The 17,576-nt window shown below is 47.3% G+C and carries 21 protein-coding genes and 1 pseudogene; 11 read left to right on the top strand and 11 right to left on the bottom strand.

The genetic code is table 11. The features are described 5' to 3' along the window. The 6 genes and pseudogenes from ACUVQO_RS13175 to ACUVQO_RS13150 all read right to left on the bottom strand — a co-directional run. Nucleotides 1-197, bottom strand: a pseudogene (locus ACUVQO_RS13175) (hypothetical protein); the annotation flags it as partial. Between the two features lie 91 nt (nt 198-288). Next, nucleotides 289-597: a chaperone modulator CbpM gene (locus ACUVQO_RS13170; RefSeq protein WP_445926328.1), complete on the bottom strand. Its 309-nt coding sequence runs from the start codon at nt 595-597 to the stop codon at nt 289-291. Then, nucleotides 594-1,592, bottom strand: coding sequence for a DnaJ C-terminal domain-containing protein (locus tag ACUVQO_RS13165; RefSeq protein ID WP_445926327.1), 999 nt, complete (start codon nt 1,590-1,592; stop codon nt 594-596). Before ACUVQO_RS13165 ends, ACUVQO_RS13170 begins: the two co-directional genes overlap by 4 nt. A gap of 52 nt (nt 1,593-1,644) precedes the next feature. Next, a complete protein-coding gene (locus tag ACUVQO_RS13160; protein WP_445926326.1) occupies nt 1,645-2,106 on the bottom strand; it encodes a ChaB family protein in 462 nt (153 codons plus the stop codon). After that, entirely contained in the window at nt 2,088-2,414 is a 327-nt protein-coding gene (locus ACUVQO_RS13155; protein WP_445926325.1) for a general stress protein, read from the bottom strand. Before ACUVQO_RS13155 ends, ACUVQO_RS13160 begins: the two co-directional genes overlap by 19 nt. A gap of 155 nt (nt 2,415-2,569) precedes the next feature. After that, nucleotides 2,570-3,010, bottom strand: a complete 441-nt coding sequence (locus tag ACUVQO_RS13150) for an Hsp20/alpha crystallin family protein (protein WP_445926324.1) — start codon at nt 3,008-3,010, stop codon at nt 2,570-2,572. A 1,149-nt stretch (nt 3,011-4,159) separates the two neighbouring features. Here ACUVQO_RS13150 and ACUVQO_RS13145 point away from each other — a divergent pair. The 4 genes from ACUVQO_RS13145 to ACUVQO_RS13130 are packed head-to-tail and all read left to right on the top strand — an operon-like array spanning nt 4,160 to nt 6,056. Further along, nucleotides 4,160-4,465 carry a hypothetical protein gene (locus ACUVQO_RS13145; RefSeq protein WP_445926323.1) on the top strand — a complete coding sequence of 102 codons (306 nt, stop codon included), beginning with the start codon at nt 4,160-4,162 and terminating at the stop codon, nt 4,463-4,465. A gap of 3 nt (nt 4,466-4,468) precedes the next feature. Beyond that, nucleotides 4,469-5,269 (top strand): protein kinase domain-containing protein, encoded by an 801-nt coding sequence (locus ACUVQO_RS13140; RefSeq protein WP_445926330.1) that lies wholly within the window; start codon nt 4,469-4,471, stop codon nt 5,267-5,269. 9 nt (nt 5,270-5,278) lie between these two features. Continuing rightward, a complete protein-coding gene (locus ACUVQO_RS13135) occupies nt 5,279-5,401 on the top strand; it encodes a hypothetical protein (RefSeq protein WP_445926322.1) in 123 nt (40 codons plus the stop codon). Between the two features lie 43 nt (nt 5,402-5,444). After that, entirely contained in the window at nt 5,445-6,056 is a 612-nt protein-coding gene (locus ACUVQO_RS13130) for a tetratricopeptide repeat protein (protein ID WP_445926321.1), read from the top strand. Nucleotides 6,057-6,072: 16 nt separating this feature from the next. Here the strand turns inward: ACUVQO_RS13130 and ACUVQO_RS13125 are convergent, their stop codons facing one another. Continuing rightward, nucleotides 6,073-6,243, bottom strand: coding sequence for a hypothetical protein (locus tag ACUVQO_RS13125; protein WP_445926320.1), 171 nt, complete (start codon nt 6,241-6,243; stop codon nt 6,073-6,075). 734 nt (nt 6,244-6,977) lie between these two features. On the opposite strand from ACUVQO_RS13125, the gene ACUVQO_RS13120 reads away from it, so the two are divergent. Further along, nucleotides 6,978-7,754, top strand: a complete 777-nt coding sequence (locus ACUVQO_RS13120) for an exosortase-dependent surface protein XDP2 (RefSeq protein ID WP_445926319.1) — start codon at nt 6,978-6,980, stop codon at nt 7,752-7,754. Nucleotides 7,755-7,885: 131 nt separating this feature from the next. Here the strand turns inward: ACUVQO_RS13120 and ACUVQO_RS13115 are convergent, their stop codons facing one another. Then, nucleotides 7,886-9,925, bottom strand: coding sequence for an elongation factor G (locus ACUVQO_RS13115; RefSeq protein ID WP_445926318.1), 2,040 nt, complete (start codon nt 9,923-9,925; stop codon nt 7,886-7,888). A 601-nt stretch (nt 9,926-10,526) separates the two neighbouring features. On the opposite strand from ACUVQO_RS13115, the gene ACUVQO_RS13110 reads away from it, so the two are divergent. From ACUVQO_RS13110 to rpsN, 5 genes are all read left to right on the top strand, one after another. Further along, complete coding sequence (locus ACUVQO_RS13110) at nt 10,527-10,808, top strand: hypothetical protein (protein WP_445926317.1); 282 nt, start codon at nt 10,527-10,529, stop codon at nt 10,806-10,808. Nucleotides 10,809-11,027: 219 nt separating this feature from the next. Next, nucleotides 11,028-11,264: a response regulator gene (locus ACUVQO_RS13105; protein WP_445926316.1), complete on the top strand. Its 237-nt coding sequence runs from the start codon at nt 11,028-11,030 to the stop codon at nt 11,262-11,264. Between the two features lie 91 nt (nt 11,265-11,355). Then, entirely contained in the window at nt 11,356-12,705 is a 1,350-nt protein-coding gene (gene rseP / locus ACUVQO_RS13100; RefSeq protein ID WP_445926315.1) for an RIP metalloprotease RseP, read from the top strand. Then, nucleotides 12,702-13,424 (top strand): endonuclease III, encoded by a 723-nt coding sequence (gene nth / locus ACUVQO_RS13095; protein ID WP_445926314.1) that lies wholly within the window; start codon nt 12,702-12,704, stop codon nt 13,422-13,424. Before rseP ends, nth begins: the two co-directional genes overlap by 4 nt. Before the next feature lie 95 nt (nt 13,425-13,519). Continuing rightward, a complete protein-coding gene (gene rpsN, locus ACUVQO_RS13090) occupies nt 13,520-13,822 on the top strand; it encodes a 30S ribosomal protein S14 (RefSeq protein WP_233748110.1) in 303 nt (100 codons plus the stop codon). Between the two features lie 216 nt (nt 13,823-14,038). Here rpsN and ACUVQO_RS13085 read toward each other — a convergent pair whose 3' ends face one another. Both ACUVQO_RS13085 and ACUVQO_RS13080 read right to left on the bottom strand, forming a co-directional pair. Continuing rightward, nucleotides 14,039-15,136 (bottom strand): lysophospholipid acyltransferase family protein, encoded by a 1,098-nt coding sequence (locus ACUVQO_RS13085; RefSeq protein ID WP_445926313.1) that lies wholly within the window; start codon nt 15,134-15,136, stop codon nt 14,039-14,041. A 2-nt stretch (nt 15,137-15,138) separates the two neighbouring features. Beyond that, on the bottom strand, nt 15,139-15,468 hold the full coding sequence (locus ACUVQO_RS13080; RefSeq protein ID WP_445926329.1) for a hypothetical protein: 330 nt from the start codon (nt 15,466-15,468) through the stop codon (nt 15,139-15,141). Between the two features lie 131 nt (nt 15,469-15,599). Between ACUVQO_RS13080 and aat the strand changes: the two genes are divergently transcribed. After that, a complete protein-coding gene (gene aat, locus ACUVQO_RS13075; protein ID WP_445926312.1) occupies nt 15,600-16,184 on the top strand; it encodes a leucyl/phenylalanyl-tRNA--protein transferase in 585 nt (194 codons plus the stop codon). Between the two features lie 36 nt (nt 16,185-16,220). Here the strand turns inward: aat and ACUVQO_RS13070 are convergent, their stop codons facing one another. Further along, a complete protein-coding gene (locus ACUVQO_RS13070) occupies nt 16,221-17,480 on the bottom strand; it encodes an ATP-binding protein (protein ID WP_445926311.1) in 1,260 nt (419 codons plus the stop codon). Nucleotides 17,481-17,576: the final 96 nt, after the last annotated feature.

The raw sequence follows: 17,576 nt of genomic DNA, 5'->3' as shown, positions 1-17,576 counted from the left end.
GCGTTTAAATAGCCTTCGCGAGTCAGTTCTTGAGCAGTCTGAATTTCAGACTGAGCGCGTTTTTTAATCGCTTCAACTAGGGCTTTAGTTTCTTGTTTTAAGTCGGCATTTTGGTCTGCCATTTCTTGTTCGACGAGGGCATCCGTTTCAGGACTGATGATGATTTTAGAAGATGAATTTTGATTGGCTTCGGTCATGATTTAATTCTCCTTGAGTTGAATTTAGAAAATTTAGTTGTAAGGGAGTTGTAAGGGCTAGAGTCATTAATCACCTATTCGGATAAATGATCTACTTGGATGCAATCCGATAGGCACATAATTGGGCTTTGAGTTGGGTGATTTTCTCCGCCATATCTAAAACCATTGCTGCGCCCACTAAATTTAAACCTAAATCGCGACGCAATCGTTGCAGCTTAACCACTCGAATTAAATCCTGGCGATGCAGCATGGAGCCAACGGGTTCGATCAATCCCAAACTGGCGAATCTTTCCAATAAAGAAACGGAAGTTTGAGTCAGATAAGCAGCTTGCTCAAAGCTGTAAAGACGCTCGCCTTCTTTTGACCAGACAATTTGAGACAGACTAAAATTGGCGCTCATAGGCGCACCTCCGCTAAGGTTCCACGGGGATTGAAACTACTGGTTTCTCGCAATTTCTCATAGCATTCTTTTTCCCTGGGGCTCAATTCTTTGGGGGTGACAATTTTAATCCGCACGATCAGATCGGTGCGATCGCCTTTGGGATTGCGCCAGCCTTTGCCGCGCAACCGTAGTGCTTGTCCGGAGTCAACTCCAGGGGGTATAGTTAGCTTCACTTTGCCATCGGGAGTCGGGACATCAATCTGCGCTCCCAGTACTGCTTCTTCTGGACTAATGGGAATCTCACAGGTGATATTGTTCCCTTCAAATCGAAAGATGGAATGGGGAAGTAATTCAATGGTTAAATACAGATCGCCCCGCTGCTGACTAAAAGGACTGATTTGTCCCTTACCTTTCAAACGCAAGCGACTGCCTGATTTTGCTCCTGGGGGAATGCGAACCGTCACCGTCTCCTCCCCAATTTGCAAGCGTTTTTGCGTACCATGAAAAGCTTCAGCAAAGGTGAGCGCGATCGCAGCTTCGGTATCTTGGGTAGGAATATCGGTAAACCGACTAAAGGGATCTTCTCCGCCGCTAAACTCGACATATTCCTGAACTCCTTGAGGGCCTGTAGTCGTACGGTAAGTATAAACCCTGCCTCTGGTGCCGCCTCGACCGAACCGGCCTAACAATTCGTTAATGAAGTCGTCAAAGCTACCATACTGAGCGAAATCCATGCCTTCAAAGCCAACGCCACCCGTTGGGGTAGCACCCGCAGCAGCCTGTTGCCAGTACCGACCAAATTGGTCGTATTTTTGACGTTTGTCAGGGTCAGAGAGGATTTCGTGGGCCTCGTTAATTTCTTTAAAGCGTGCTTCCGCTTCCTTGTTACCCGGATTTAGATCAGGGTGATATTTTCGCGCCAACTTGCGGTAGGCTTTTTTGATTTCCTCCGCTGTGGCAGTTTTGCTCACTCCCAAAATTTGGTAATAGTCTCTAAATTCATTGACCGCCATCGGTACCTCCTAGCAAAAAAATTCAGAGTTAGTTCTGAGGCGGTTTCCTGTCTTAGTTGCCTTTACGGTTAGAATAGGTGCCAGTCTCATCGCGATCGAATAGATGTTGAATCCGTTCCCAGGCTTTGATGAGGGCATTGGTTTTATCCTTTGACTCGCTCAAAGCTTGGTTATAGGTTTCCACAAAGGTCGATTGTGCTTCACCGGAGAGATTTGCCCTCATTTCTGGGGAAATTTGCTCTTTACTGGTCAATTCCCCGTCTGGTTGGCGAGGAATTTGCATATCGGTAATGGCAACTTCTTCTCCTCCCGCAGCTTGCAACAACAAAAAGATTTCGCCTGACTTGTCTACTGGGACTTCCACCACCAGCAAAAACTCGCCCGCTTGCAGGCGCGTTTGATAGATCGCTGCTTTATCCTGGGGCATTCCCAAGGACATCAGCACAGAACCCAATCCAGCTCCCAAAGCACCATACAGCGCACTGCTGGTTGCTCCTAACAAAGCTGCTCCCAAGGGTCCCGTGCTACGACAGCGCCCAGAAAGGGAACGAATAAAACGCCGACCCCTGTAACTAGGCTGAGTAAAGAACCAAACAGCGAACCGTAGATTGCGCCGGTCGTCATGCCATCTAAAATGACATCTTTTTTGGTGAGAAAACCCGTTATCCGAGCTTCCGATTGAAAGTTGCGACCGACAATAGAAATATTGTCTTTAGGAAGGCCGCGATCGAGCAAGCGTTTAATGGCATCCTCTAGCTTTTTCTCTTCTTTGAAGGCAGCAGAAACACATTTTTCTGAGGGTTTTTCAAAGGCTGAACTCATGAGCATTACTCCCTCTACTGATTGTTTAAAAAAGGGCAATTGGCAATGCGATTGCAGTAAATAAGCTGAATTTTGCCAAAATTGCCCTTTCCAAATTTAATGACTACCGAAACTTCCTCTTCTGAGTTGAGGCGATGTCCTTGGTTAAAGAAACATTAACCCAAGTTAACTTTCACAACTTTGCTTTTTTCTTCTTCTGCCTTAGGCAAGGTGAGGGTGAGGATACCATCTTTGTATTCAGCCTGTACCTTGTTGTTTTGAATGCGAGTCGAGAGAGGAATGACCCGTTCAAACTTACCATAGCGGAATTCGGTACGGATTACTCCTTTTTCTTCAGTTTTGGTTTCCGACTTGCGTTCTCCACTGATACTAACTGCATCTGCTGAAACTTCGACATTCAAGTCTTTGGCATCCATACCAGGAATTTCCAGTTTCAGGTGAATGGCATCGGCTGTTTCTTCTATTTCTGCTGGCGGAATAAAGGTAAAGCCATCCCTCATTTCTCTGGTAACTGGGAGAAGATCGTCAAACAGGCGGTTCATTTGCCGTTGTAGAGTTTCAATTTCTCGAAATGGTTCCCAACGAACAAGTGCCATCGTTTTAACCTCCTAGATTTGAGTTTTTTGACTGTTTAAATCAAATCGGGTCGCAATTGATCGGGTAAGTCATAATACGCGATATATCATAACCTACCCTTCTTCCTGACACCACGATTGTATAATTCAGTGCAAATCAGTCGAGGTTGGTTTTTTGGATAAGCTAGGTTCGTATTTCCGTATTTGAGGGCAGACTTGCTGAATCTTTAAAGGTTGATTCCTGAGTGGTGCAGAAAACTTTTTTGAGTCTCATGATGGATAACCTGAACGACCAAAACAGCGCCTGAAACCCCTTGCCCTCGTTCGTTCGCCCGATAAAACTCAAGATCGCTGTCTCGGTGAGAATCCTTGATTTATAGGGGTTTCAGGAGTTTTCTGCACCACCAAGGGTTGATTCTCAGGAAGACTTCTGCCTCTCCGGCTTGCATCTAGATAGGAGGGGGCTTGAGTATCCGGCAGTGAAAACTGCGACTACACTCACCAACTCTGCTGACGCAGACTTAATAAAATCAAGGTTTTCAGTAACCTGCGGGCAGGTTTTCTCCGGATAGCCGCAACTTCAGCCAGGGTGACAAAGAGACAGGCTTTTAAAACATCCTCTGAGGAATTACACCTGCGTACAGACCATTTGATCACCGTCAATCAACTCTATTTAACCCTAAAGCCCCAAATTCCAAGATCTGGGGCTTGCGCTTTTAAGAGCAGATCGGTTATACCCTGGTGCTCCTTATTCACCAGGTCTACGTGCTTTACCTATATGTTTTTGAGTATACACATTGCTAGCAGCGATCGCTGCCTGTCCCGAAAGGGAGAACATAAGATGGGGCACTATAGTTTAAAGATTAAAGAATTCATCCACGGCATTTACTTTTCTTTATAAATATGCGGTAATGAAGTATTCTTGCTGCGGAAGAAAAAGATAGCTTTAACCTGTATTCCATCCTTTGGGGCTGAAGCCGTAGATATTGAGTATGCGGTATAGGTACCCTCCTTGCGCCAACTTCTGTAATATCAACCAAATCGAGTTAGAGAACTGAAATTTCCTACACCAGAAACGGCAATTCCGAATTAGGACAATAATCTTTAAAGACTTTTCATTACAGGTTTTAAAGCTTTATGGTGAAAGATCAGAAACAACTATTCTAAACGATGCGTTCCCTGACCAACGAGGAAAAATCGACTCCGATCATCGGTAAACGGTACAAGCTCATTGCCCAACTCGGGGTTGGCGGCTTTGGACAATCCTTCTTAGCCCAGGATTTGCATCTCCCGGGTTGCCCTCGCTGTGTCATAAAACGGTTGCTGGTTAAAACTCATGATATTAAGCATCTAAAAACTGCACGACGACTGTTTGACACTGAAGCCAAGGTGCTATATCAACTTGGCCGCCATGATCAGATTCCTTCTCTATATGCCCACTTTGAGGAAAACCAGGAATTTTATCTGGTGCAATAATTTATTGAAGGGCAATCGCTGACTCGCCAGATTGCGAAAGGAAAGCCATGGCCGGAAGAGCGAGTAATTATTTTGTTACGAGATATTCTGGAAATTCTGACGTTTGTGCATCAGCAAAACGTGATTCATCGGGATGTCAAACCCTCGAACTTGATTCGTCGCCATCAAGATGGCAAGTTAGTACTGATTGATTTTGGCGCGGTAAAACAGGTCAGTGTACAACTAGCTGATCTGGATTCGGATGTAGCCGAGTCTACGATCGTCGTTGGTACTCATGGCTACATCCCGAATGAACAATTGGCTGGGAAACCCCGTTTCTGCAGCGATGTTTATGCCGTTGGAATTGTGGGAATCCAAGCCTTAACTGGGATAGCTCCTAAGTTGCTGGGTGAGGTGGCGGAAACTGGGGAGTTAGAGTGGCGGAGCTATGTTCCTGGAGTTAGTCCAGAATTAGCGGATGTCATCGATCACATGGTGTACTACGATTTCCGCGATCGCTATCCCACTGCTATGGAAACCCTGGAAGCATTGAAAAACCTACCCACCAAACTATTTAGCTTTGCAGATATAGATACCGATTTGCCCTTTTGGGAAAGTGAAGAATCGGATGCAACAATTCACTTCAAATCCGATCTGTTTGAGACAGATTTAACCCAGAAAGAATCAGATATTATCAATGACAATGGTTCTGCTCAACCAAAACCAACACTTCATCAGGAGGAAACCCTGACGTTTGGCGATGCTGCTCCAAATAGAAGCGAGGGCAGCCCCTTCCGAACTGTGCCATCAGCGAACCCATCCTGACAACAGAGGTTGCAGTCTAGCTGGCAGGGGAGATGGCTGAAACGGTGGAGCGTTCCTGTGGTTGTGTTAGCGATCGCTGGCATGGCTTTTTCTGTCTATCAAGCTAAACTCTGGTCTAAAACCAACGGCTGAAACAGTTCCCTCTTTGAATTCGGCAGTGAAAGGCTCCCCTCCTGTGAAAGCTGTTCCTCCTGCAACGGTTCCTTCTCCATCTTCCCTGCTACTAAGAGAGACTCCACTCAGCCGAGCCAATCTGTTATTGAAACAGCGACAATACTCTGAGGCACTGGCGGCTTTCAATCAGGTAATTGAGTTAAACCCCACTAAGGTAGAGGCTTACTGGGGGCGCTGTGAAAGTTTGAATGGATTGAAGCAACCGGATTCAGCGATCGTCGCTTGCAATGATGCTCTCAATCTCAACCTAGATTATGCTGAAGCTCTATGGAGTAAAGGGAAAGCATACCGACAGCAAGATCGAATTCTGCAAGCACTCCATCTGTTTGAGGAGGCAACCTTTGTTAAGCCTACTCTCGCTGGTGCCTGGGTTGACCGGGGCAGTGTGCTACAAGAGGTAGGCCGATCTGAGGAAGCGATCAATGTGCTGGATGAAGCGATCGCCCTTAACCGTAATCTGGCAGAGGCTTGGAGTATTCGGGGATCTGCTTTATGGAACCTGGGGCGATATGATCAGGCGATCGCCTCGTTGGATAAAGCGTTAGAAATTCAACCCAGCGCCAAAGACACTCGGGCTATGAGAGAAAAAGCTAGAAAAGAACTGGGGTATTAACCTACTCATGACAGTTTCAAGCTGCGTCTAGCATTTGCGATTCACGAGCTGCGATCGCCTGTCGTAGTTGTAATTTTAAGACCGAGAATTGGTTCCGCAGTAGATTGGTGTCAATTTCAATTTCAGATCGTTCATCTTGAGCCATCAGCAAATTAGCGACCGCTTTGCGATACTCTGCTGTACTCATTAATTTCAGCCGTTTAGCTTTTCGTTGGGCATCATTTTTAAGATCACTATCAAACGCAATCGCAGTGTCAATTTCAGCCGTTAAACCATTTACAATTTTCTGTAAACGGCGGATATGCTAGTCTATTCTCAGAAGCTGTCGTTGCTTCTCTGCAATTTCTGCTGGATAGTCAATAAGTTTCATACAAATTCCTGATTTTCTGCCTAAAATCAGCATTTTCAATTATTTTAATTTTAGTAAAACTACTGTTCAGTTAGGATTACAGCCCCTATCCTAGATTTTCGGGAATTATGAATGGATAGCGTTGATGTTCCCCAGCGCTTGCCAGCAGGCGACTCGCTGTCCCTCAATATATGTTAGCGATCGAACCTTTTCAGCAAAGCAAATTTTGAGACGAACAATCATACTGATCCATATGATTACTGAGTTTAAAAGGGGCAACTATGGTAGTCAGGTTTAAATTACTAGTGAAAATGCTGTCTTGGTGTCAAACATTAAGATTTTTTATGTTGAGAAGTTCAATGCAAGTGAAGAATACACTGAAAAGACAGGTGTAAGCTCAATTTTTTCTAAGTGGGATTACTTGCACTTTGAAGTTTCTTGGGAAAACGTCAAACCCGTTAATTAGAAAGTAAAAGCTTCCATGAAAAATGGTCTCTTTTTGCTGCAAAGGCAAATGTATAGACGTATAGTGAGAATGTAGTCTTCCAAAGCTTGATAAAAGGACATCTGCCATGAATTTGAAATATGTTGTCTCTACTATTAGCTTGCTGGCCACTGGAATGATGGCATCTGGTTCCCCAGCCCAAGCTTTTTCGTTCTCAAGCACTATCAGTCCTCCCAGCTTAGGACCAACCCACGACATTATGCTCAATTCGGTAACGCTGAGTAGCGGCAAAACGATTAGTGACTTCGTTTTAGTTCAGTCTGCCAATATTATTTCTAACGACACTTGGACAGGTGGCGATACAGGAGCAGCCAGTTCCGATCGGGGAGACAATGCTTCTGGTATTGAGGAAGAAGCAGCTACCAATAGCTCAGTTGTGGCCAGTCTGGGTAACTTGAACCTGAATAATATTATTGATGTGGAAGAAACCGGCTCTTTTCTGATCAACCTGTCGTTTGGGCAGGCCGTATCTAGCCTGTTCTTCTGGGAACGGGGTATGAATAGCGATCTGACCATCCAGGCACTAGATCAGGCGGGTAATCTGATTGGCAGGCTGTTTCGCATCGATCGCAATACCTGGCAAAATGCAGGATTCGCTATTGATACAACCGAAATCTCAGGAGCACAACAAATGGGTTCTCGTGGGATTAGTGTCGGAGATTTAGGACTGACAGGGCCAATCTTTGGCATTCAAGTCAGTGCAGATGCCTCCCACAATGGCCCCGACTTCAAGGTAATGGGTTCGGTTGAAGCGGTTCCAGAGCCTACTACTGTGGCAGGTCTGTCTCTGGCAGGTGCTGGTTTGGCAGCAGCCCGTCGTCGCCGTAGCAAGCAAACAGCGTAAGTTTGATGCCAACGAATCCTAAAGGAGTTGTATAGCGATCCTCCCTTTTCCAAGTGAAGAGGGAGGATTCTTTGAGTAGAAAGCACCAGACAAACAGAGCTTGCTAAAGGTCTGGTGCTGATGCGAAGAGTTTACTTCTGATTGTGGCCAGTGGTCGTCAAGACCCGTTCGACTAACTTCTCAGGCACCTCTTGCAAGTGGTCATATTCCCACTTAAAAAAGCCTACACCCATTGTCAGCGATCGCAACTCTACAATCAGGTCATGCATTTCGGCCTGGGGAATGTAAGCTACAACCTCATCCCATCCAGTCCAGTCGGCTTTCCCATCGTACCCCAGAATTTGCCCTCGCCGTCCGCTAACCAGCCGTAGCACCTTAGAGGTAAAGTCCGTCGGCACCGAGATTGTGACATTCAAAATGGGTTCTAGCAGCGTTGGTTCACACCTCAGCAAACCTTCCTGCATCGCGATCCGGGCCGCTTGTTTAAACGCCTGCTCAGAACTATCGACGGTGTGATACGACCCATTGGTCAGCGTTACAGCTACATCCACCACTGGAAATCCTAAAGGCCCGTGAGTCAGATACTCCCGCACCCCGTTTTCCACTGCGGGGATATATTGACGTGGCACTACACCACCGACGATCTTTTCATCAAAGTTGAATCCTTCCCCACGCGACAGTGGCTTGATATCTAAATAGACATCGCCAAACTGACCATGTCCTCCGGTTTGCCGTTTATAGCGACCATGAACCGCAGTAGCTGTCTTGCGAATCGTTTCCTTGTAGGGAACTTGCGGTGGATGGGCACTCATCGGCAGATTATATTTGCGATTCAACCGATCCATGGCCACCTGCAGATGAATATCACCCTGACCCCACAGAATGATTTCATGGGTATCCCCATGCTGCTCCCAGGCTAAAGAGGGATCTTCCTCCAATAACTTGGTCAATGCCCCTGTCAGTTTCACTTCATCACTGCGCTTTTCCGCCGCGATCGCGAGAGCAAACACAGAATTTGGTTTCTCAATAGTGGGCAACTTAGCACCTGCAGAGGTATCCCCTGCAGTCAGAATATCTCCCGTCTTGATGCCTTCCATCCGACCGAGAGCCACAATCTCGCCCGCACTGGCCGAAGTCAAACTTTGCTGCTGTTGACCCATCATGCGGTAAATGCCGCCGACGCGAACCCCATTCAACACCATGCCGTCCGTTAAGCTACCCTGCCACACTCTCACCAGGGATAACTTGCCGCCCTGAGGTGTGTAGTATGTCTTCAGTACCTGGGCCAAGGGAGTGGTGTTACTAGAGTCAAGCCCCCGATGCGCTGCTGTCACTTCTGGTTCCGGAGATTCTCTCAGTAATGCTTGAAGTAGAGGGCGCACACCAAAATCCTGATCAGCGATACCAATGAAAACAGGCACGATTTGATCGGCTCCTAACTCCATCTTTAAATCTTGCAGAACTTCCTCTTGCGGCGGTTCCAGTTCTTCCAACAGTTCTTCTAAGAGGTGATCATCAAAGTTAGCCAGGGTTTCCAGCATTTCGTAGCGAGTCGCTTTTTCCTGCTCCTTCAATGACTCTGGCAGGGGGACGGGATCGGCAGGAGCACCGGGATGGTAGTGATAAGCTTGCTCCGTCACCAGATCAATAAATCCGACTAATTTTTCACCGCTACCGATCGGATACTGATGGGCCACTAAGGGACGGCTGGAAACCTTCTTCAAAGCCTGTAGCACTTCATTAAAATCAACATCTGCCCGATCCATCTTGTTGATGAAAACCAGATGGGGAATCTGCCAGTCGTCCAGGAATTTAAATAGAGGCGCGAGTGTGAGTACCCGATCGCTGACAGGCTCACAGACCACAACCACAGCATCTACACCCATCAACGCATTCAACGTCTCCTGGACGAACTCAATCGATCCTGGACAATCCAGGAACGTAAAACGAACGCCGCCATACTCAGTACTGGCGGCGTTTACTTCAACACTCATCTGGCGATCGCGGGCTTCTGGCGTGCCATCACCCACGGTATTTCTGTCCGTGACTTTGCCCTTTCGGGTAATGGCTCCAGTCACAAACAACAGGCTTTCTAATAGCGTTGTTTTACCACTAAGGTAAGGCCCCACGATCGCCACGTTTCGGGTGCCGGATAATACATTGTCGCTCATAAACTACCTCGCTAGCTAAAAACGAGCGTAAGCTTGACTACCCAGAACCTTTGCAGCCTTGGCTACACTTGCTCTAGCCAGTCAATCTGTAGTTCCAGATACATTGGAACACTCTAGATAGATTGTCAACCTTGCAACGGATCAACGAACAAAATTGCAGCTTCTCTTAAGAAGCAGTTAAACAAAAATTAACGGCTCTAGATTAACTACAAAAATCAACTGGCCGAAGAACAGCGGTTATTGATTGAAAAAAGAACACAAAGATAGTTGCTATTTGATTGACTTACGTACAACTACGCATACGTAAGTATCGAATATTCCTTCAATTTATTTGCATCCTCAAAGCCTTGAGTAGACTGGTTTGGGACGGGTTACTTTAGTTTTATACGAAAGTATTTGTCCGAAAGGGTTTCGCAGACTTGTAGAAAATGTAATTCCTTGATGAGAACAGGGTTAAAGGTCTGGATGGGGAAGGGAGCTCTAGGCTAAGTTTTATACGGACTGTGGCTGCCTTGGAAACAAATATGTTTAGCAGCGATCGCAATCCAGATCATATAAAACTAACGTACCCTCATCTACCCTCATCTAAGGAAAGAAACGAATGAACGCTATCAAATTTACTTCAATTGCTATGGCTGGCTTTGCTGCTGTCGCAATGAATGCAGCCTCAGCGGAAGCTTTTAGCTTTAACGTTGGTGGTACGGAGGTGGCTGGAGAAGGGTATAAGTCCAGTGTGGCTGGAGTTACAACCATTGATTTCAATTCAGGAACCGACCCCTCTAATGATTTTGTCAAGTTCTCCGGCTTGGCGGCTGATAGCCTTGTTAAGGGTGGCAAAGCCAATACTATGGTAATCCCGCAGGCGATGACAGCTACTACTTGACTCTGGGTGGAACCGCGATCGGTCTGGCTCTGGGTGCTTGCATGCGGAAGAAAATGAAGGCTAAGACTGCTTAATTTCTGAATCAAAGCCCAGCTTCAGAGAAGAGATGCCACCACTGGCATCTCTTTTACTTTTGAGGTGAAGGTAAGTTATGAAGGGGCAGTGGGGGCATCCATCCTTCATGAATAGTTCCAGTCTGATTACGTGGAGAGTAGGGCGATGGTCTCTGCCCCTGCCAAAATTCTTGCTGTCAGTCACGATCGTGCAATTTGCTACTTAATTTCCTGCTTCCTTATTCAGCAGAATTACCAGATAGAAAAGGCTGAAGAGGTTAAGAATGCGATCGCAGCTTTCGAGCAATTTAATCCGGATCTGGTGATTCTGGACGTTGATTTACCAGATGCCGATGGCTACAACCTCTGCCAAGAGATGCAAACCCACACGGGAGCCTTATAGAATTGATGGCTATCCCCGATGCGGCACGCCCTATCCTTCAGGCAACCATCTAGAATAGATAGAACGTCAAAATGAGAGCGTCTGAATCCCTATGTCACTTTCGGGGCTAATTTCTGCGTTGCCAGCGATCGGAGTTCTGGCCATTCTAATTGTTGTTCACGAACTGGGCCACTTTATGGCAGCCCGGTTGCAAGGTATTTACGCCAACAAGTTTTCAATCGGGTTTGGGCCGATCCTGTGGAAGTATCAGGGGCCAGAAACCGAGTATGCGATCCGGGCCTTTCCCCTGGGAGGGTTTGTCGGCTTTCCGGATGATGACCCGGAAGAAAATAAGATCGATCCCAATGATCCAAACCTATTGCGGAATCGGCCCATTCTGGATCGGGCGATCGTCATCAGTGCGGGGGTGATTGCCAATCTGATCTTTGCCTACCTGATTCTGGTGTTACAGGTGGGAACCGTGGGAGTGCAGCAAACGAGTCAACCCGGTGTCTTGATTGATGGGTTTTTCAAAGTCAGTCAGGTGAGTCCTCAAGCCGCTCAAGCGGGGATTCAGGCTGGAGATAGCCTGTTTATCGATAGCAGTAAAGAGCAGGGGAAATTTGATGTTGCCTACAATCCGGCCACCAATTCTGTCGATCTGTTGACCACCAGCACCAGTCCGTTGGAACTGCAACTGGGTCGTAAGGATGAAGCGGGTAAACTGAAACCTGTTAAAGTTTCTCTTACGCCGGAAGTGAACAGCGATGGCAAGGGATTAACCGGAATTCAACTGACTCCGACTCCTGCAATTCAGGCCGGACTGAAACCGGGCGATGTGGTGCTGGCGCTAAATGGTCAGGAGTTTGGCCAATCGGTGCGGAGTATTCAAGCTTTCCAAAAAACGATTCGGGAGAATCCTGGCAAGCCTGTTGAGTTTAAGGTAAAACGGGGCGAGCAGGTCTTCCCCCTGACTGTCACGCCAAAACCGAATGCCGAAAATGAAGGTACGATCGGTGTTGGTCTGTCTCCCAATGGCGAGATTCAACGCCAGCGGGTGAATCCGATCGCTGCTTTTGGCGCGGGTGCTGAAGAATTCCAGAACATTGTGAATGATACGATCGCAGGCTTCGGACAACTGATCAGTCGCTTCAGTAAGGTAGCCGACCAAGTGGCTGGCCCAGTGGCGATCGTCGCCGTTGGTGCCAAGATTGCTCAGTCGGATGCGGCCAGCCTGTTCCAATTCGCCGCCCTGATTAGCATCAACCTTGCTATCATTAATATCCTGCCTCTGCCTGCACTGGACGGTGGTCATCTCGCCTTTCTGCTAATTGAAGGAGTACGGGGCAAACCTCTACCAACGAAGATTCAGGATGGAGTGATGCAAACCGGACTGATGCTGTTACTGGGGCTGGGCATCTTTCTAATTATTCGAGATACTGCTAACCTGATTCCCCAGTGAGAAAGTCGCGCAAACCTTCCACCAAGCAACGGGCGCTGGAAATTTTGCTGCGCCTGAAGCGAATGTATCCTGATGCCACCTGTTCTTTGAATTATGAAACTCCGGTTCAGTTACTGATTGCCACGATTCTCTCGGCTCAGTGTACGGATGAACGGGTCAATATGACCACTCCTGAATTGTTCCGGCGGTTTCCCGATGCCGCCGCGATCGCCGCTGCTGATATTTCTGAAATCGAAGCCCTGGTCAAATCCTGTGGATTCTACCGCAGTAAGGCAAAGAATATTCAGGGAGCCTGCCGGATGATTATGGAGCAGTTCGGAGGTGAGGTACCGCAAGGGATGGACAACCTGCTGAAACTTCCGGGAGTCGCTCGGAAGACTGCAAACGTGGTATCTGCTAATGCCTTTGGCATTAACCTGGGGGTGACAGTAGATACCCACGTCAAGCGGTTGAGTTACCGTCTGGGTCTGACCAAACATACGGATCCGGTTCGGGTTGAGCGGGATTTAATGAAGCTGATCCCCCAACCAGATTGGGAAAATTGGTCAATCCGGTTGATCTATCATGGACGGGCGGTGTGTACTGCCCGGAAGCCTGCCTGCGATCGCTGTGAATTGGCGGATCTCTGCCCCTCAGCAAGTTTACCCGTAATGCCGATCGTGGCTGAAGCACCAGAGGAAGTGGAATCCCCTGTCGCGATCGCCGCTCAAACACCTTAATGGGTTGCCAAATTCTGTCGCAATTTGGCAATTTGATCCTTTTATCAGGTAAGATAGTAGGCTGTGTTATTTACATAAATGCGTTGGGATGATTCATGGCTAAGAAAAGCATGGTGGAGCGCGAGAAAAAGCGCGAGAAGTTGATTGCGAAATATGCGGCAAAGCGAGAAGCGCTCAAAGAGCAATTTTCGGCAGCAACCTCTCAACAAGAAAAATTAGCAATCCATCGTCAATTGCAACAACTTCCCCGCAACAGCGCCCCTTCCCGTCACCGGAATCGTTGCTGGGCTACGGGTCGTCCTAGAGGCTATTACCGCGATTTTGGTATCTCTCGCCACGTATTGCGGGAAATGGCTCACCAGGGACTGTTACCAGGTGTTGTGAAATCCAGTTGGTAACAGGATTAAGCTTGCTGAGGCTTAACCGCGATATTAAGCGTTGCATGGAATTTGCGTAATTATTGTAGGGGCGTTTCAGAAAGCGCCCCTATTGTTTTTTATTAATAAGTCCATGCTCCTGAGATGGTTTAAATTGTCTTGAACTGCTTGCTGGATTTGCTGTGTGACAATATTTACCGTTGTTGATTTTGCTTTTTGAAACGGTTCAAAGTAGTCCTACAAATTCAATGAACTTCCTACTTTGACTTGTGCAATTCGATGTCCTTTAGGTGCAGGATGATCGATAGCAAATACTTCTCGCTCCAGCCGGGTTAAGGTGTCTAAAAAGCGCTCTGGTGTTGGATCTGCGGCCACGTAACCATCGTAGATGGTATCGAAGTTGAGAATTCGGAACATAGATTTGCGAATCAATTCTTCATCCCAATTGCTACTCCCTTCTGTCTCTCCAGATTCTTCCTGTTCAGTCCTGACCTGGATAGCATTCAAAATTCGGTAAACCCGTTCTCGATCGGGTTCATAGGGGGCTGATTGTAATCTGAGCTGGCGTTCACAAGTCTGTAAAACACAGGCTTTCAGAGCTGCAATCCGATCGTTCCAGGGACGCTCACGGTCGGAGGCACAAATGTCATACTCTTGCTCAACCTGGGTGAGAACTTTTTCCGCGATCGCTCGTAATCGTTCATAATTCTGCGCCTGTTTAGCAATTCCTAGCGTGGCTTCCAGACGACTGAGACTCTGATGAATGACCATGCTCATCGGCTGGAAATAACGATATTTGATGCTAATGGGCACGACAAACAAATTGGGTACAGGGTGCCCCTGCTTCACCGATCGATTCATGGCTTGAAAGGCCAATTGGACAGCTCCCGTCCGAAACGGCATAACGGTATCGTTTTGAAACGAACATCCGCCCTCTGGAAAAATGACCAGATGGCAAGTGGGTTGAGTCAGCAGATCCAAAGTTTGGGCAATACTGGCCCGATCGGCCAATCCTCGACGCACAGAATAGGCCCCAACGGCCTGAAAAAACGGGCCGAGAATGTCCTGAAACTGTTCGTAAGCAGCTAAGTAGTGGAAACTCTGCCCCAGTCGTCCAGATAACAGAAACATGACAATCGGATCTTGAAAAGCGGGATGATTCGGCAGCAGCAAGACCCGGCGATCGCGCAATGCAATCAGTTGATTCAAACTTTCGTAATCAATATCCAGTTCAATTCGGTAGTACAGATAAGCAGCCCAGGGAGCAACCATCTGACACAGTCGGACGAGGGACTGATTGAGTTTGGGAGGATAGAAATCTGGAGCCGTGGCCATAATCACTGTCCGCAACAGCGATCGATGCCTAAGCTGTCTAATAACAACTCACTAACGGCATTCGCTACGGTGAACTGGCCAAAAAAACTGGCGGAGAAATCAAAAGATTCCATTTCAGTGACGATCGCCATCACCAGCGAAATCAGATCATTTTCACCTTCCATCCGCTGCCGCATAAAGATTTGCGCTGCTCGATCGGCAATCTCCTGGTTCACCGCTTCTGGGATAAACTCCTGGTCTAACCAATTAAGCAACGCCTGCTGCAGCCATTCTCCTTCCTGCTGAGGATTTTGGGCTGGAGGCAAGATGATATTGGGAATGGGGTCAACCATAGGCACGATCGCTGGACAGCTTTAATGGTAATTAGTGTAAGGCAGGGTTGCCCCTAACTGGATGACTGGCAACAGGTCTACATAAATTTGAGTAGGATTGGGAAGAAGCAAATTATAGATCATGACCACTGGTGAATAGTCCGTTTGATATTTATGCCATTGTTCAGGGCTATGCTGAAGGCTACTTCTTAATGGCCGATGAGTCAGGCAATAATTTGGGTTGGTATTCCAGTCGTCAGAGAACTCTGATTCCACTGGACGACCGGTTTCGTTATCCCCGATCGCTGCAACGGGTGCTCAATCAGAACCGCTTTACAGTTGCCGTCAATCGGGCCTTTAAGCAGGTTGTGGAAGGGTGTGCCGATCGCGAGACTACCTGGATTTCACCAGAGTTGAAAGAAATTTATTGGGCCTTGCATCAGGCTGGGTGGGCGTACAGCTTTGAAACCTGGCAGGAAGATGAACTGGCGGGAGGAATTTTAGGAATTGTGATTGGGGGAGCCTTCATTGGCGAATCGATGTTTTACCGCATTCCTGAAGGCTCTAAGGTGGCAATGGTGAAACTGGTAGAGCGTTTAAGAGAACGGAACTTTGTCCTGTTCGACACACAGATGATGAATCCCCACCTGGAACGCTTCGGAGCGTACATTATTCGCACAGATGAATACAGAGATCTGCTACGAGAAGCCTTACAGCGATCGTGCTTGTTAGCATAGACCTAGTCAGAATAGGTCAAGTCTATTCTATTAAGTCTATTCTATATGGTGTTCAAGTCTGGTTTTGGTTAACTGGACAATCTGGTTAAATTGGAAGTTTTCAGCCCAATTCTTTAAGGCAGTTGCCAGTGGCTGATGGGTTGCTGGAATGTGTTGAATGAGTTGAAGGATGGGTTCGTCAAATCCTCTAATTGCTTCTCGATGAAGTTGAATGACCCACTGAGTCGGCATCTGAGCAAGATGTTCAGTTAGGCTAGCCAGTGTGGGCATGGCATCATCAGGTCGATGCTGGCTGGATTCCTGACCTGCAATCTCCCGATACAAATAACGAACGCCCAACTGTTCAGAGATTTTCCTGAATAATTCATCAACCTGAATAGGTTTACGAATAAAGTCATTACAGCCCATAGACAAAATAGCCATGCGAGTTTCTTCAAACGCATCAGCCGTGAGAGCAATAATTTTAGTGACCGATCTCAGATTCTGCAGGTTGGGATAATCGGCCAATGCCTGATGACGCAGGACGAATGACTCTCGCAGTCGAATCTGTCTGGTTGCCTGGTAGCCGTCCATAATTGGCATATGCAGATCCATCAGAATCAGGTGAGGATGCCAATTTGCCCAGAGGGCGATCGCGGCTTGCCCATCCTTAGCAACACGCACGTCAAATCCCAGAGGAGACAATAATTGCACCAGCAGTTGGCTATTATCCCAACGGTCTTCTACAATCAGCACGCGATACGTTGGTTGTCCAGGAGCTAGCCCAACCACCCGACGAGAAGTTTGCAAAGCAGTTGATGAATCGATCGCCTCACCTTTGCGAACCCAAATCTCAAATTTAAAGGTGCTTCCCTGTCCCACAATACTTTGTACAGTGACATCTCCACCCATGAGATTCACAAACTTGTGGCTAATCTTTAAGCCCAGTCCCGTTCCCTCACTGGCACGCTGACCGGTTTGGGTCTGCACAAAGGCTTTAAATAAATTTTCAACTTCCTCAGTGGCAATACCAGGGCCGGTATCCGAAATTTCAAAAGCCAGTAAGTAACGAGGGGGCAGGGAGCCGGAAACAGGGAACAGGAAGTCCATTGCTTCCTCATAGCCTTCGCTCTCTTCATCCTGGCAGCGAACCTTCAAAGTTACCCGCCCTTCCTGGGTAAGCTTGACCGCATTCCCCAATAAGTTAAGAAGAACCTGACGCAGCCTATTTTCATCAGCAGTGATGAGTTGAGGCAAATTAGGATCGAGATCAAATACCAGATCAAGATTTTTATTCGCTGCTTTAAGATGCAGCATTTGTTTTATATGGTCTAAAAAATGATGCAGATAAAAACTTGTTTCATGAAGCTCTAGTTTGCCAGCTTCAATTTTAGATAGCTCTAACAAATCATT

It is taken from the genome of Leptodesmis sp. (assembly GCF_052746595.1).
This window is presented reverse-complemented; position numbering and strand designations above follow the sequence as displayed.